The following is a 14,307-nucleotide window of genomic DNA, read 5'->3' as shown; positions in this document are numbered from 1 at the left end:
CCCGCCATAGCTTTAGCGAAGGTGGGAGCTTTTAGCGAAGGCGAGGCGGTTCAAATTGATCTTACTTCGTCACCCGCAAAGTTCCCTGCATAATCATAGCATGCCCGGGATAAGTACACAGATAGGTGTACACCCCAGGCTTCGACGGCACCGTAAAATAAATCGTCTCCGAGGTCCCCGGCTGAATCAGGTTGGTGTGAAACAACACCTTCGCCGAGTTAGGAATATAATTCATCTGCGACCCCTTCAACCCCAGGTTGAACGCCTGATCACCCACTTCCTTCGCCGCCCCCGGCTCCACAAGCACCAGGTTATGGGTCATATCGTCGTTGTTGCTAAACACGAGCTTTATCTTACTACCCGCCTTCGCCTGCAACTCCGTAATATCGAATTTCAATCCCGGCTTCGTACCGATGGCAATCACCTGGTCCGGCTGTTTCCAATCCGCCGGCATCTTCAACTGGCGTTTGGCCGTGGCTTTGGCGGGTGTAGTAGCAGTTTTGGCAGGCGAGGCAGCCGGAGTCTTTTCAGGCATAGCCATGGCGTGGTGCGCATGCACCATCTGGCTTTCGGTGAGCGTAACTTTTTCGCCCGACGGAATAGCATTCAATGTATAGTACGCCGTATTGTGTAACAGGGGCAGTCCGTTTTCGCCGGTGAAGTCGGTCAGTTTCACCTCATGGATGTAGCCCTCGCGAAGATTGTCGAGCACAACGCGCACCTTCTTTCCATCGTCGGATACAATGATGCCTTTTAGTGTGCATTTTTCGCTGTTGATGATCTCACTGCCGTATTGGTGATGGTAGTGATACGTAAATCCATTGAATTCATAGTGTGCCGGATCTTTCGCCACCGTCTTGTTCACGGGCGATGTGAATTCTAATTCAAAGCCATCGGGACGCGCTTGCACCGTTTTTATTTCGAACGGCACTTTTCCCGTCCAGACCAGGCGTTGCAGGGCGTAGAGCTCGGGACCCGTGCTGCTCCAGCCACGACTGGTCATCCCCCCAAAAACAGAACCATCCAGCCCAAAGCGGAGACGGATGAGCCCTGATGCAAAACCCTCGCGGAAGGGATAGCAGGCACCTTGATATTTACCATTCACTTTTTCCAGCGTCATGCGCATGATCTTGGAATGGCCTTGGTCACTCACAAAATACTGTCCTGCAAAAGGACCGAATGCGCCTTGGGTCGTGTCTTCGAGGATGTCGGCCGTGGAAATTCCCATCAGCGTGTGAGGAAACCACACTGCCGGCAGCTTCAGTTCCTTGATCACTTTGGCCGCCTCGAACATGGGCTGACCGTTATCCACTTTGGCCAGGTCCTCGCGGGTAAGCTTCACGGGCGATTCAGGTTCTTTTGTCCAGCGCAAGCCTCCGGCGTTTCCAGCGAAGTCGCCTTTCTCCAGGTGGGTCACGCGGCCGGATCCAACCCAGTCGCCTTGATTTTCGGCATAGAAAATATCGTTGGAAGAATTGACCATGATGCCGGCAGGCGAGCGGAGACCGGTGGCGATGGGTTCCATGGTGCCGTCTTTCTTGATTTTCAATAACCATCCGTGCCATTTGGCCAGTCCTTCACCATAGCCGATCCAGGCCACGTTGAGGGTGACATACATGTCTCCGTTTTTGTCGAACAGGGGGCCATAGGCATATTCGTGATAGTTGCCGCTGAGGTCGAATTTGTAGAGCGTCTCAAACAGATCGGCGCGGCCATCATTGTCGGTGTCGGTGATGCGGGTGAGTTCCCCGCGTTGGGTGCAGTAGAATGCGCCGTCGCGGTAATTCAATCCTAAGGTTTCGTGCATGCCCGAGGCAAAACGCGAATAGCGAGGTTCGCCCTCGTACGGATTTTCGATCATCCAGATCTCACCGCGCCGTGTGCTCACGGCCACGCGGCCATCGGGCAATACGGCCAGACCGCCAACTTCCAATTTCACATTTTCGGGAATGGAGATGGTCTTCAGCGCGTAATAGTCTGCTTCGGCTTGCGGGCGTGTGGCTTGGGCGTTGCCGTCGAAAACGAGAAACACCAAAAAGAATAAGCCTGCGAATATTTTCATAAGAGGGGATCCGTTGTGTGATGGCATGGGGAGGAATATGTTTTGAAGCGTTACCATATCAGTGTGTAGGTTAAAGAAGTTGACAGGGGTGCGCCCCATTCCAATACCAATTCTTTTTTATTGCCATTGACCCTGATCGATGGTTTTGTTTTTCCCGTGACGGGGACGCGAACATAATACGCTTCATCCACAGCATAGAGATTGTCGGAAACCTCCCGGATTTGATTTCCTTCTGCAAACCGCACGATGACCACCTGGCCTTGGGGGAACTGGCTCACCGTCAGCGTGCGCGCTAGGCCCTGGCCGTTGGCGTCGGGTTGAAAGGAGTCTTCGAAGGTGATGCTTCCATATTGATATTTGAATTTGGGATACCGCTTTTCGTCGAGGCGGTAGCCTTTATAGATCAGGTCTTTGCGATCGTTCAACGTATCCGGGAGGGCCGCTTTGTTGTCGGCAACAAGGGCAAGCGGGCATCGTCCACTCAACATTACCGGTGCGCCCATCGGGGAGGCAACTTGTGGCTCGCCGCGTTCATACCACATCTCGGTCACGTTCAGGAAGTCGCCCCGCCAGGATTGCAACACAGCGGCTTGATCGAGATCGTAGGCATAGTGGATGCCGGCCGGGTCGCCCACGGAGATCACATGAGTTTTCTTTTTCCCTTTGTAGTACATGAAGGAGCGGATCAACTCCGGCTCCAATCCCGCGCTCACGTCGATGAGCGGTGTCGGCGGTATGGCGGGCAGCGAGTTTTCTAAATGCAAAGGCTGTGGTCGTGCGTTGGTCTTTCCGATGAACACGCCTACACCGGCTGGCCCCCAGGCAGAGCCTTTCACATAGGTCACTACGAGTGTATGCTTGCCTACGTCGAGGGTTCGGGACGCCACGGCATCGTCAAACCATTCTTCGGACCCGGCAATGTCTTGGCCATCGAGGTTCAATTTGGCCTTGCCCACCTTCTTCAGGATAAATTGATATTCTGATTTCTCTTTGATATCGAGTGTTCCGGTGAACACCAGGCCGAGTTTGTTGGGATTGTCGGCCAGCTTGGCGTCGATGGCCTCGGCGCTTCCTTTTCTGACGAGTGCGTCCGGTGTGAGTTTGAAGTCTTGGAAGCTTCCTTCGTAATACTCATATCGCACATCGCTCAGTTTGATGTTGAAATCATCCAGCAATGCATATTGAATGTTGCGAAACGCTACCGGACCATGATCGCCTTGAATCATCAGCGGACCTTTGGCGACCTCGTCCTGGAAAGCGGCGGCGCGCGTGGGGCCGGTGACGATGATATTCTCGTGGATGACCATGCCGTTCAACACCACTTTTACAAAGCGGGCGGGGGTGATCTTCTTTTTATTTTCGTCAAAGCGGGGGCGGTTGAATTCGATCTCCAAATGTTGCCACAAGCCAGGCGCCAGGCTGGCGTTGATACGCGCGGGGTGGCCTTCATAGCCTTTTTTTCCTTCCGGACGGGCTTCGTCCCAACGCTCGTAGATGCTTCCGCAATCCTGCACGTGGGGTACTTTCACACCCCAACTGTCAAAGAGCTGAATTTCGTAGCGCCCCATCAGGTAGATCCCGGAATTGGAGCCCTTGGGCATCATAAAGTCGAGCGACAAGTACAGGTCGCCGTGTTCGAGCGCTGTGAACAGGTTGGTCTCGGGTTTGAAACGCGCTTCGTCGAAGTCGTTCAGGAGCACGCCGGCGCCTTTTTGTGATTTCAGCGTCGGACTGTCGAAGCTTCCCGAAACATCACCCACGATCTGCCAATTTTTGGTGGGCGTTTTAAATCCCGACAGATCCTGGAGGGCGAGAGGCGTAAGTTTATAGACCTGCTTTTGCGCCGACGCCACGCTCAACAACACAAAGAGCAGGAGGGGCGTGAGGAAAGTTCTTTTCAGCATGGGAGTGTGGGTGTTTGGTCGTAGGGTTTAAATGGGAACCAAAGATATTTCAAAAAGTCATTTTGACCATAAGCGGGCGATAATTTTTAAGTTGCGGATGGCAAGCGGGTAATACTTCGGAAAAATACGCTAATCGACTCGGTATCGGGTTGCTATTCGTAACGCTGTTTTTGCGAAGGCAAGAATTGATGACCGGCGGTTTATTCTTTCCTCTTTTTTTCGACGTCATTACAGCAAAACGGTTCTTAGAAAAATTTTTATGGTCGATTAAAATTATGCGCTATGTTTTCATACCAACGCTTGGCGATCTTACCTTTTTCAACGTGTTGCGCGTGATGTGAGCTGACCTGTTCCATGACATTGCCACTGGCGCGGGAATTCCCTCCCGCATACTTGGTTAACTTTGTGTTTCTTTCCTCATTTTCGCGTGTCGAGCTCGGTGCCGCGCTAGGCCCTGAGCATTAATATCACTATCTTCGTTAAACACCACCGGCGACATGAAATTTGCAACGTTCCTTTTTGCGTTTTCCCTTTTTGTACAGGAAGAGGTGCCGTACAAAACCAAGGAGGAATTTGAGATCAAACTCAATTTCGAGTTTCGCACGCGCCCGTTGCCCGACCCGAACACGGTCGACATGGAACAAACCCACAAGGAATTGACCCGGGCCTCAGCCTCGGGGCCGCTGCCTTACCTGTTCCTGAATGTGCGAGCCCTGACCTTGAAACCAGGCGAAGTGCGCGTACGCGTGGTGAAGAATGACGAAAAGGTCATGCTCAACCGCAAAGTCGACACCGCCACCGTATTAAAATTGGAACTGGGCTACACCGATGACATCAAAGACCGCGTGAGCCCCTATGAATACACCCTGCTTTACCAGGACGACGACAAGAAGAGCCTGAGCCGCATCGTGGTCCGCTTTGAAGAAGACGGCACCTACCTCGTGAACGGCGAAAAGCGCGGGAAGATCTGAAAACGGTTCTTCGTCATACCCAGCCTGTCATTCGTCGGATTTTGACCGCTCATTGTGCGGCCGCCTGAAGGTTACATAAATCCCTGTGCGTCGAATCGATTTTTCTCTGTTAATTCGCATCATCCACCAACACGACACCCGCATGAGGAGGTTATTTTATTGCCTTTTGTTTGTCCCCGCAATAGCCTTTGCCCAACAACAGCCCACACCGGATGCCGCGCACATCAAAGCCCAACTCAAAAAACTGAACGTGTTGGGTTCCGTGCTCTACGTAGCGGCCCATCCCGACGACGAAAATACGCGCATCATCACCTACATGGCCAACGACCGGCAGGTGGAAACCGCCTATCTGTCCATGACCCGCGGCGACGGCGGGCAAAACCTCATCGGCCCCGAGATTCGAGACCTGTTGGGGTTGATCCGCACGCAGGAATTGCTGGCGGCGCGGCGCATTGATGGTGGCCACCAGTTCTTTACACGGGCCAACGACTTTGGTTTCTCCAAGTCTGCCACCGAAACCTTCGCCATCTGGAACAAGAATGAGGTCCTTTCCGATGTGGTGAAAGTGTTTCGCCAATATCAACCCGACGTTATCATCACGCGCTTTCCACCGGACGAGCGCGCCGGGCATGGCCATCACACGGCGTCGGCCATTCTTGCGCAAGAAGCGTTCGAGGCTGCGGCACGGACCGATATGTTTCAGGGGCAGCTCACCGAATTTGGCACCTGGCAAGTGAAACGTTTATATACCAACACCGGACGTTGGTGGAACTCGACCATCAATGAAAACACCCCGGGCATCGTCACGCTGAATGTGGGCGGCTTCAGCCCGCTTTTGGGTGAGTCCTTCTCCGAGATCGCGGCCGTGAGCCGGAGCCAACACAAAAGTCAGGGCTTCGGGTCGAAAGGCATGCGTGGACAACAACAGGAATTCCTGGAGTACATGAAAGGAGAGCGGGCAGAGAAAGATATTTTTGAAGGCGTGAACACTACCTGGAGCCGGCTGAAAGGCGGCGAAAAAATACAACCCCTGGTGGACGCCGTGATCAAAAACTTTGACGTGGAGAAACCTTACGCCAGCATCGCGGCATTGCTCCAGATCCGTCAGGCCATCACCGCATTGCAACCGGGCGTGTGGCGGGATCGAAAACTGGCAGAAGTGGAACAACTCATCGTCGACTGCGCGGGTGTGTTCATCGAAGTAACGGCCGACCAATACTGGGTGGCGCCCGGCCAGCACGTTGCGACGAGCTTTGAACTGGTGAACCGTTCGCCCGTTTCCATCACCCTGTCGGGGATCAAAAGCCCCGGGCTGGGTGTCGATTCCACCCTAAACCAACCGTTGGAAAACAACGCGTCCCTGGTGTTCACGCGCAACCACGCGGTGGCCACCGGCACCGGCTATAGCGATCCCTATTGGTTGCAAAAGGAGCACACCGTCGGTTTGTTTACCGTGACCAATCCCAACCTGATCGGCAAACCGGAAAACGATCCGGCCATAAGCTTTGCTTTTCACCTGACGGTGGAAGGCCAGCCGGTGATCGTCACCAAGCCCCTCCAATATAAATGGACGGATCCCGTAAAAGGAGAATTGTCCCGACCGTTTGAAATTGTCCCGCCCGTGTTTGTGAATCTTGCCGACAACGTGCTCGTGTTTAGCGACGAAAACCCGCGCGACGTCCGGCTGAAGATCAAGTCGGCGAGCGAGAAGCCGCTCTCCGGAAATGTAAAACTGCAACTCCCCGACGGGTGGCGCGCCGAACCGGCCATGATTCCCTTCACATTGGCTTCGCGCGGAGAAGAGGATGAGAAAATGTTCACGGTGTACCCGTCGCGCAACGAGATCACTTCCACGCTAAAAGCGGTGGCGGAAGTGGACGGTAAAAGCTACGACCAGGCCCTGCAGACGATAGCCTACGATCATATTCCAACCCAAACCTTGCTACCCAAGGCCCAGGCCAAATTGGTGCGCATCAACCTGAAAAAAGAAGGACATACCATCGCCTACATCCGTGGTGCGGGTGACGATGTGCCGGCAGGCTTGCGCACGATGGGGTACGATGTGTGGGAAATGAAGAACGAAGAAATAACGTCCGAGAATTTGAAACGCGTCGACGCGGTGGTGCTGGGTGTCCGCATCATGAACACCAACACACGGGCACCTTTTTTTATGCCGGTATTGCTCGACTATGTAAAGCAAGGCGGAACGCTGGTGGTGCAGTACAACGTGAACAACGATTTGGAAACCGACAAATTCGCTCCTTATCCGCTCACACTTTCGCGCGACCGCGTGACGGAAGAAGATGCTACCGTGCGCTTTCTTAAACCGGAACACGCCGTGCTGAACACGCCCAATAAAATAACAGACCGTGATTTCACCGGATGGGTGCAGGAGCGGGGCTTGTATTTTCCCGGCAAGTGGGACGAAAAGTTCGAAGCGATCCTGTCCATGAACGACAAGAACGAGACGCCAAAAGATGCCAGCCTGCTGGTGGCCCCTTATGGCGAAGGATATTATGTCTATACAGGGTTGTCTTTCTTCCGGGAACTTCCCGAAGGCGTGGCCGGGGCGTATAAACTTTTCGCCAACCTGGTGTCTATGGGCAAACCAAAAAAAGCCGAGAGCCCGAAAATAAAGACGAAGACCAAGTCCTCGACCAAAGCGAAGTGAGCCTTTACTTTTTTGAAGTCCCTGCAACTAAACATTTTCCACCAACCCGATACACCACCATGCAGCCTGAAGAGAAACCTCCCGTTTTTAACTCCTGGCGTCAATGGTATTGGCTGGTGTTGGGTGCACTGGCTGTTCAGATGGTATTGTATTATTGGTTAACCCAATCGTTCGCATGAATTATCTCGACTGGGTTGTACTGGGAGGAACCGTGGCCTTCATCGTGCTGTATGGCGTTTGGCGCACGCGAGGCGCCAAGACCATGGAAGGCTACCTGAAGGGCGACAACGCCATGAAGTGGTGGATGATCGGCGTATCCATCATGGCCACACAAGCCAGCGCCGTCACGTTCCTGTCCACACCAGGACAGGCCATCGAGGACGGCATGCGCTTCCTGCAGTTTTATTTTGGATTGCCTCTGGCCATGGTCATCATTTCCGTGACCATGGTGCCCATCTATTATCGCTTGAAAGTATTCACAGCCTACGAATACCTGGAAACCCGTTTTGATTTAAAGACGCGTTGGCTGGCCGCCATACTTTTTCTTTTGTTGCGCGGGCTTTCTGCGGGCATCACGCTGTTTGCGCCGTCGCTCATCCTGTCAACGCTTTTGGGATGGCCCGTTCCCATCACGACGATGCTCATCGGCTCCCTGGTGGTGATCTATGTGGTCACGGGCGGTTCTAAAGCTGTTAGCATCACGCAACGCCAGCAGATGACCGTGATCATGAGCGGGATGATCCTGGCGGGGATATTGGCCTTCAACCTATTGCCGGACAACGTCACTTTTGGCGACTCGGTGAAGATCGCGGGCAAAATGGGGAAACTCAATCTCGTGGATCTGCGCTTCAGCCTGGCAGATCGCTACAACATCTGGTCGGGCCTGATCGCCGGAACATTTCTTTTTCTTTCGTATTTCGGCACGGATCAATCACAGGTGGCGCGCTACCTGGGGGGAAGCTCCGTGACCGAAAGCCGGTTGGGGTTGCTCTTCAACGGATTGTTGAAGATCCCTATGCAATTCATCATTCTCTTTATCGGGGTGATGGTGTATGTGTTTTACCTATTCACGCAGCCTCCCGTGTTTCACAACGGTGTGTTGAAAGACCGGGCCATGAAAACGGAGCAGGCCGCCACCTTGCAATCGCTGGAAGGCGAATACAATGCGATCTATGCTCAGAAGCGTGATGCCGTAGATAAACTGGTGAATGCCATCCATGAGGGCGACGAAACTGCCGTGGATGCTTCGCGCGACCAGGTGAAATTGTTACAAGGCAAGGAGGTGGAGATCCGCGACTCGGTGAAGGCCACCATTGCGCAAGCCATCCCTCGTGCCAAAACGCAAGACCGCGACTATATCTTTCTCAACTTTGTGCTCAGCAGCTTGCCTCATGGCATCATCGGGTTACTGATGGCTGTGATGTTTTCGGCGGCGATGTCGTCGATGGCAGGGGAGTTGAGTGCGCTGGCGTCGACCACGTGCATGGATATTTATAAACGCTCGAACAAGGTAGAGAAGCCGGCGGAACATTATCTGAAAGCTTCGCGGTGGTTCACGGTGTTGTGGGCATTGTTGGCTATGATCTTCGCCATGCTGGCAACCTTTGCCGAAAATCTGATCCAGTTCGTGAACATCGTGGGATCGCTTTTTTATGGCACCATATTGGGGATCTTCCTGGCGGCGTTCTATGTGAAGCGCGTGCACGGGCATGCTGTTTTTTGGGCGGCGATCGTGGCTGAGGGAATTGTTTTATATTGCTATGCGGCGACAGACATCGCGTACTTGCTCTATAATTTGATCGGTTGTGCCGTCGTCATCGGGTTGTCGATCTTGTTGCAAACGGTGATGCCCGCAACCACCCCGAAGCAATAGCACAACGTCAGGCGCCCAGTGCGATGATCATCAACGTGTTTCAACTTTCATTTGATTAAATACAAACAACCATGAAGAGAACATTCCTTTTTCTTTTGCTATTCGGTTGCTCGCTGGTAATGCGGGCACAAACCGCTGACCAGAAAGCCGTGGCCGCTGCCGTGGAAATCCTGCGCAAAGCCATGGTCGACGCCGACAAAGCCGCCCTGGAAAAGATCACGGCCGATGCGTTGAGCTATGGCCACTCCAGCGGCAAAATAGAAGACAAGGCTGCCTTTGTAGACGCCATCGTGACGGGCAAGTCGGACTTTAAAACGATCGAGCTTGCCGACCAGACCATCACCGTTTCTGAGAACCTCGCCTTGGTGCGTCACAAATTGAGCGGCGAGACCAACAACGACGGTCAGCCTGGGACGGTCAATTTGGGGGTGTTGCTGGTGTGGCAGAAGCAGAAGGGCCAGTGGAAACTTATCGGCCGACAGGCTTTTAAACTGTAGGTTTAACCTTGGAGGGGCAGAAGACGCAAAGTCAGTGCAAAGGCTTTTTCTGCGCTTCCAGAGGCAAAATAAATCACACCCGCACGTAAATACTAATTTTATTAGTTTGTATATTTGATCCATTAACTAACGTATTTAGTTATGGAAAAGCTTCCTCAAGACATCACGCGCCAGTTTCAAGAGGTCCATATGGAGAAGACCTGGAAAGTCCTGGAGCAGCGATTTTCCTTTAATCTACGCGCGTGGAAAGCAGACTTCAACCACTACTTTCAGAGTCAGGCGCGTGGCATTTCGGAGCGGCAGGCCTTCGCTGAGTTTGGCAAAAAGAAGATCGAGCCCTTGCTGAACCTCATCCTGAAACGCGAGCAATACCATCCTACGTGGACAAACCTCATGCGCTGGATCCTCAAGAACAAATGAACCCTATGGAAGATATCAAACACACCCGCTGGACCGACGAAACGATTGCCGAACTCATCCTCAAAGTACGGAACGATCTCCTGAAAGATTTTCTGGACGACCGTTTTCTGAAAGTGTATGTGAACGAGCAGTTCAAAATCAGAGAGCTGTCGCACATCGCCGTTGAATTTATCCGCAAAGACCTGAAGGAACTTCTTCAAACGCCGGTGGACATGAATCATTACCGGTCACTCATCACGCACATCCGGGAAACCGACACCGCTTCGCTCTCGGAAGGTAACGAGCAGTTATTCTATGCCGATGTAGAGAAAGTGTTGAAGCGGCACATCTATGAATGAAGCCGATCAATCGGAACCACAAGAACGCACCTGCCAAGATACCAACGACCAACCTGAACCGGCTGCTCTTACTTTTTGCAACTTTCCGGCTCCCTCATTTTGAGATATTCACTTTTTGATTATTTTTGAAATGAACACTTAAATCACATAGCTATGTCTAAATCACAAGATGCTAAAAAGGAGACCAAGAAGCAGCCAACCAAGACGCTGAAAGAAAAACGTGCCGAGAAGAAGGCAAAGAAAGAAGCGCGCAGCAAGTAAGTAATGTCTTAACCTGAACAAGGTCTAGCTTCTCCAATGTGTGGGAGAAATAAAAAACCATCCTGAGCGATCAGGATGGTTTTGTTTTTTATAGGGAAGGCGCCGATTACTTCAGGCTCTTCATCAGTTCCTCGTTCATTTTCTGGTAGTCTCTGTTGCCGGCTTTTTTGGAAGCTTCCAGCGAAGCCGTAGACGTGGTCATAGCACCGGCTTTGTCGCCCAATGCCTTTTGGATGCGGGCTTTTTGGTAGAGGATGTAAAAGGCAGGGTCGGCTGCTGCAGCTTTGTTGATCCACTCCAGGGCTTGCTTCAGGTCTTTGCCATTTTCGAGGTAATAGACGGCCGCGGAGAAATAGTTACCCGGATCAACCTGGGTGTTTTCCTTGATCGACTCCATCACTTTCGCATCGAAGTCTACCGCGATGCCGAATTTCACGGAAGTGTTTTCCCAAGCCAGTTGAACCTTGGCATTTTTCGAATCGTCGCTGATGTCGCCGACGTTGATGGTGAAGGTCTCCACCTTTTCGGTGAGCTTTTCGGACTTCACTTTGAAATTAGCGGCTTCGTTGGCTTTGTCATACTTGGCCGTGTTTCCACCCAGGGAAATGTCTTTGTATAAGGCGACGGTCCACTCGGTAGCGCCGGGCCAGCTGAAGATGAGGTATTCACCTGCAGGAACGGCAATGCCTTCTACTTTCACATCATCGCTGAAGGAGATCTTGGTGCCATAGTTAGCTCCGGTTCTCCAGATCTGTCCGTAGGGAAGGAGCACGCCGGCATCCGAACCGAAGATCTTTCTGCCTTTCACGCGTGGACGGGAGTAGTCAACTTTCACCGTAGTGAGTCCGACGGTCGCAGACACCGATCCGGCAGGGCTGGCGGAGGGTGTAAGCACCTGGGCATACGTAATGAGGCTAAAACATGCCAGGGCAACGATCATTAGAGTTTTTTTCATGAGCTGGTTGATTTTTGGTGGTATAAAAAGGTTAGTTGTTTAAATTTTAGCGGTCAAATTTAGCCAATCTTTTCACATCCCGATCAGTCTCCGTATGAAGCTACCAGAAAGCTTTTATCAACAGACGAACGTCGTCAAGATCGCCCGCCAACTGCTGGGCAAAGGTTTATACACCCGGATCGATGGCGAGGTCACCGGTGGCATCATCGTGGAGACGGAAGCCTACTCCTGGAAGGAGTGGGGCAGCCACGCCTATGGACCCCAAGGTGCTAAAAAGACGCCGCGCAATGCCGTGATGTTCGACAAGGGCGGCCACACCTATGTCTACCTGATCTATGGCATGCACTACCTGTTCAACGTCGTCACCAACCGTCCCGACGTTGCCGACGCCGTGCTGATCCGGGCGATCGAGCCCCTGGAAGGTGTGGAGATCATGAAGGCGCGCCGGGGCAAACTGGCCAACCCATTTCATCTTACCTCCGGTCCCGGCAAACTGACCAAAGCATTGGGCATTGACAGAAAGTGGAATGGAAAATTTTTGCTGGATAACGAAGTTTGGATTGAAGACTTCGGCCGAAAGACCCCCTCGAAGAATATTGAAGCCAGTCCTCGCATCGGCATCGACTATGCCGGCGAAGACGCGAAACTTCCCTGGCGCTTTACACTAAAAGGAAACCGCTGGGTAAGCAAGTAGCCTGAGAATATACGGGTGGTAGGGGGGATCCAGGGGGGTCTGTGTATATTTGCAGCTTTGTTTTGAAAATTTCATGAGAGCAATTCTAGTTATCGGGTTCTATAGCGTCCTCCAAACCCTTTCCGCACAGCCATTAACGCGTCAGTCCCTCCAACTGGTGAATACACCAAAAGACGAGCTGAACCCCGTCGTCAGTCCCGACGGCAGGAGTCTCTATATTACCGTGGCCGGTCATCCGGCGAATAGTGGTGGCATAAAGGATCCGGGTGATATCTGGGTGTCGGTGCTCACGGAAACCGGGCAATGGTCGGCACCGGTGCATGCCGGTCCGGTCCTGAACGACAAAGGATACAATGCCGTCGCCGGATTCTCTGCCGATGGAAGCCAGCTCTTTCTCGTCAATCACTACGACCCTTCGGGAAACACTTCGCGGACGCAAGGCATCGCCGTTTCGCGCAACACCGGCAACGGTTGGTCCAGACCCGAGAACATCAACATTCCCTATTTTCAAAACAAATCGGATATCCTGGCCGGATTTGTTTCCGCTGACCAATCGGTTTTTGTGTATTCCGCCGAGACCTATGGCACCCGCGGTGTGGAAGATCTTTATGTGACATTGCGCGGCGCTGATGGCAAATGGTCGGAACCCCGGAACCTGGGGAGCACTATCAACACCCAACTCCAGGAACTGAGCCCCTCGCTGAGCGCCGACGGCAAGACCCTCTATTTCGCCAGCAATGGCCGCAAAGGCTATGGCAGCTTTGACATCTTTTCCAGTAGCCGTCTCGATGACACCTGGACCGCGTGGACCACGCCGGTGAACCTGGGCTCGCCTTTCAACACGGAAGGCCGCGAAGAGTATTTCCGCAACTACGACCACGCCGGATTTTCGATTTACACCAGCACGCACAACAGCGACGGCTACGCCAACATCGAACTGTTCATTTCCAACGACCCCATCCACAGGGATAGCACCATTGTCGCCTCCGTGCACAACGCACCCGATACGGTGACCAAGATCGTTCCCCTGTCGCGTTCCTTCAACGAGGACCAGCGCATCCGCGTCCACGGCAAAGTGACCAGTTCCAAAACCGGGGAAAATCTGCAAGCGAGTGTACTTTTTTATTCTCCGGAACAATCGGAAACCGTGCAAGCCACCGTGGGCAACGGCTACGCTATCCTCATCCCGTCCACCCGCGAGTACAACATCACCATTGAAGCTCCCGGCTACATCAGCACCATGGAAAAGCTGAATGTGAATACCTACGAAATGAAGGAGCTGGAAATGAATTTTAAACTTCAGCCCGTGGCGATGGGCGTGACGGTGAACCTGAAAGACATCCTTTTCGAACAAGGCACCACCAATCTGCTCACGCAATCGTACCCGGAAATGGATCTCGTCGTTTCTTTCTTAAAGACCAATCCAAAAGTAAAAATAGAGCTGGCCGGCCACACCGATAACCGGGGCATCCCCGCGCAAAATGTGAAGCTCTCGCAAGCTCGCGTCGATAAAGTGCGCGCCTATCTCATCTCGAAAGGAGTGGAAAGTAAACGCATCACAGGCAAAGGATACGGCGGCTCCAAGCCCATCGCCAGCAACGACACAGAAGAGACCCGGCAGTTCAACCGGCGCGTGGAATTCATTATCCGGAAATTTTAAG

Annotated in this window: 11 protein-coding genes; 8 read left to right on the top strand and 3 right to left on the bottom strand. The window is 52.8% G+C overall.

The window, feature by feature from the left end; all coding sequences use genetic code 11:
* Positions 1–61: 61 nt before the first annotated feature.
* Both D4L85_RS26300 and D4L85_RS26295 read right to left on the bottom strand, forming a co-directional pair.
* Positions 62–2,062 (bottom strand): plastocyanin/azurin family copper-binding protein, encoded by a 2,001-nt coding sequence (locus tag D4L85_RS26300; RefSeq protein WP_119758956.1) that lies wholly within the window; start codon positions 2,060–2,062, stop codon positions 62–64.
* 50 nt (positions 2,063–2,112) lie between these two features.
* Complete coding sequence (locus D4L85_RS26295; protein WP_119757099.1) at positions 2,113–3,966, bottom strand: 3-keto-disaccharide hydrolase; 1,854 nt, start codon at positions 3,964–3,966, stop codon at positions 2,113–2,115.
* A gap of 497 nt (positions 3,967–4,463) precedes the next feature.
* Between D4L85_RS26295 and D4L85_RS26290 the strand changes: the two genes are divergently transcribed.
* The 6 genes from D4L85_RS26290 to D4L85_RS26265 all read left to right on the top strand — a co-directional run bounded on the left by D4L85_RS26290 (position 4,464) and on the right by D4L85_RS26265 (position 10,736).
* Entirely contained in the window at positions 4,464–4,937 is a 474-nt protein-coding gene (locus tag D4L85_RS26290) for a hypothetical protein (RefSeq protein WP_119757098.1), read from the top strand.
* A gap of 142 nt (positions 4,938–5,079) precedes the next feature.
* The gene (locus D4L85_RS26285) at positions 5,080–7,608 is read left to right on the top strand and encodes a PIG-L family deacetylase (protein ID WP_119758955.1); all 2,529 of its coding nucleotides are present in this window, start codon (positions 5,080–5,082) and stop codon (positions 7,606–7,608) included.
* A gap of 175 nt (positions 7,609–7,783) precedes the next feature.
* Positions 7,784–9,481: a sodium:solute symporter family protein gene (locus D4L85_RS26280; RefSeq protein WP_119757097.1), complete on the top strand. Its 1,698-nt coding sequence runs from the start codon at positions 7,784–7,786 to the stop codon at positions 9,479–9,481.
* Between the two features lie 71 nt (positions 9,482–9,552).
* Positions 9,553–9,978 (top strand): nuclear transport factor 2 family protein, encoded by a 426-nt coding sequence (locus tag D4L85_RS26275; protein WP_119757096.1) that lies wholly within the window; start codon positions 9,553–9,555, stop codon positions 9,976–9,978.
* 141 nt (positions 9,979–10,119) lie between these two features.
* Positions 10,120–10,398, top strand: coding sequence for a hypothetical protein (locus D4L85_RS26270; protein ID WP_119757095.1), 279 nt, complete (start codon positions 10,120–10,122; stop codon positions 10,396–10,398).
* Positions 10,399–10,403: 5 nt separating this feature from the next.
* Positions 10,404–10,736 (top strand): hypothetical protein, encoded by a 333-nt coding sequence (locus D4L85_RS26265; RefSeq protein WP_160144015.1) that lies wholly within the window; start codon positions 10,404–10,406, stop codon positions 10,734–10,736.
* 367 nt (positions 10,737–11,103) lie between these two features.
* Here D4L85_RS26265 and D4L85_RS26260 read toward each other — a convergent pair whose 3' ends face one another.
* A complete protein-coding gene (locus tag D4L85_RS26260) occupies positions 11,104–11,952 on the bottom strand; it encodes a DUF2911 domain-containing protein (RefSeq protein ID WP_228450639.1) in 849 nt (282 codons plus the stop codon).
* A 94-nt stretch (positions 11,953–12,046) separates the two neighbouring features.
* On the opposite strand from D4L85_RS26260, the gene D4L85_RS26255 reads away from it, so the two are divergent.
* A complete protein-coding gene (locus D4L85_RS26255) occupies positions 12,047–12,646 on the top strand; it encodes a DNA-3-methyladenine glycosylase (protein ID WP_119757093.1) in 600 nt (199 codons plus the stop codon).
* A gap of 73 nt (positions 12,647–12,719) precedes the next feature.
* Entirely contained in the window at positions 12,720–14,306 is a 1,587-nt protein-coding gene (locus D4L85_RS26250; RefSeq protein ID WP_119757092.1) for an OmpA family protein, read from the top strand.
* The last annotated feature ends 1 nt before the right edge of the window (position 14,307 follow it).

It is taken from the genome of Chryseolinea soli (assembly GCF_003589925.1).
Classification (GTDB): domain Bacteria; phylum Bacteroidota; class Bacteroidia; order Cytophagales; family Cyclobacteriaceae; genus Chryseolinea; species Chryseolinea soli.
The sequence above is the reverse complement of the archived record's forward strand: the minus strand, read 5'-3'. Positions and strand labels throughout refer to the sequence as shown.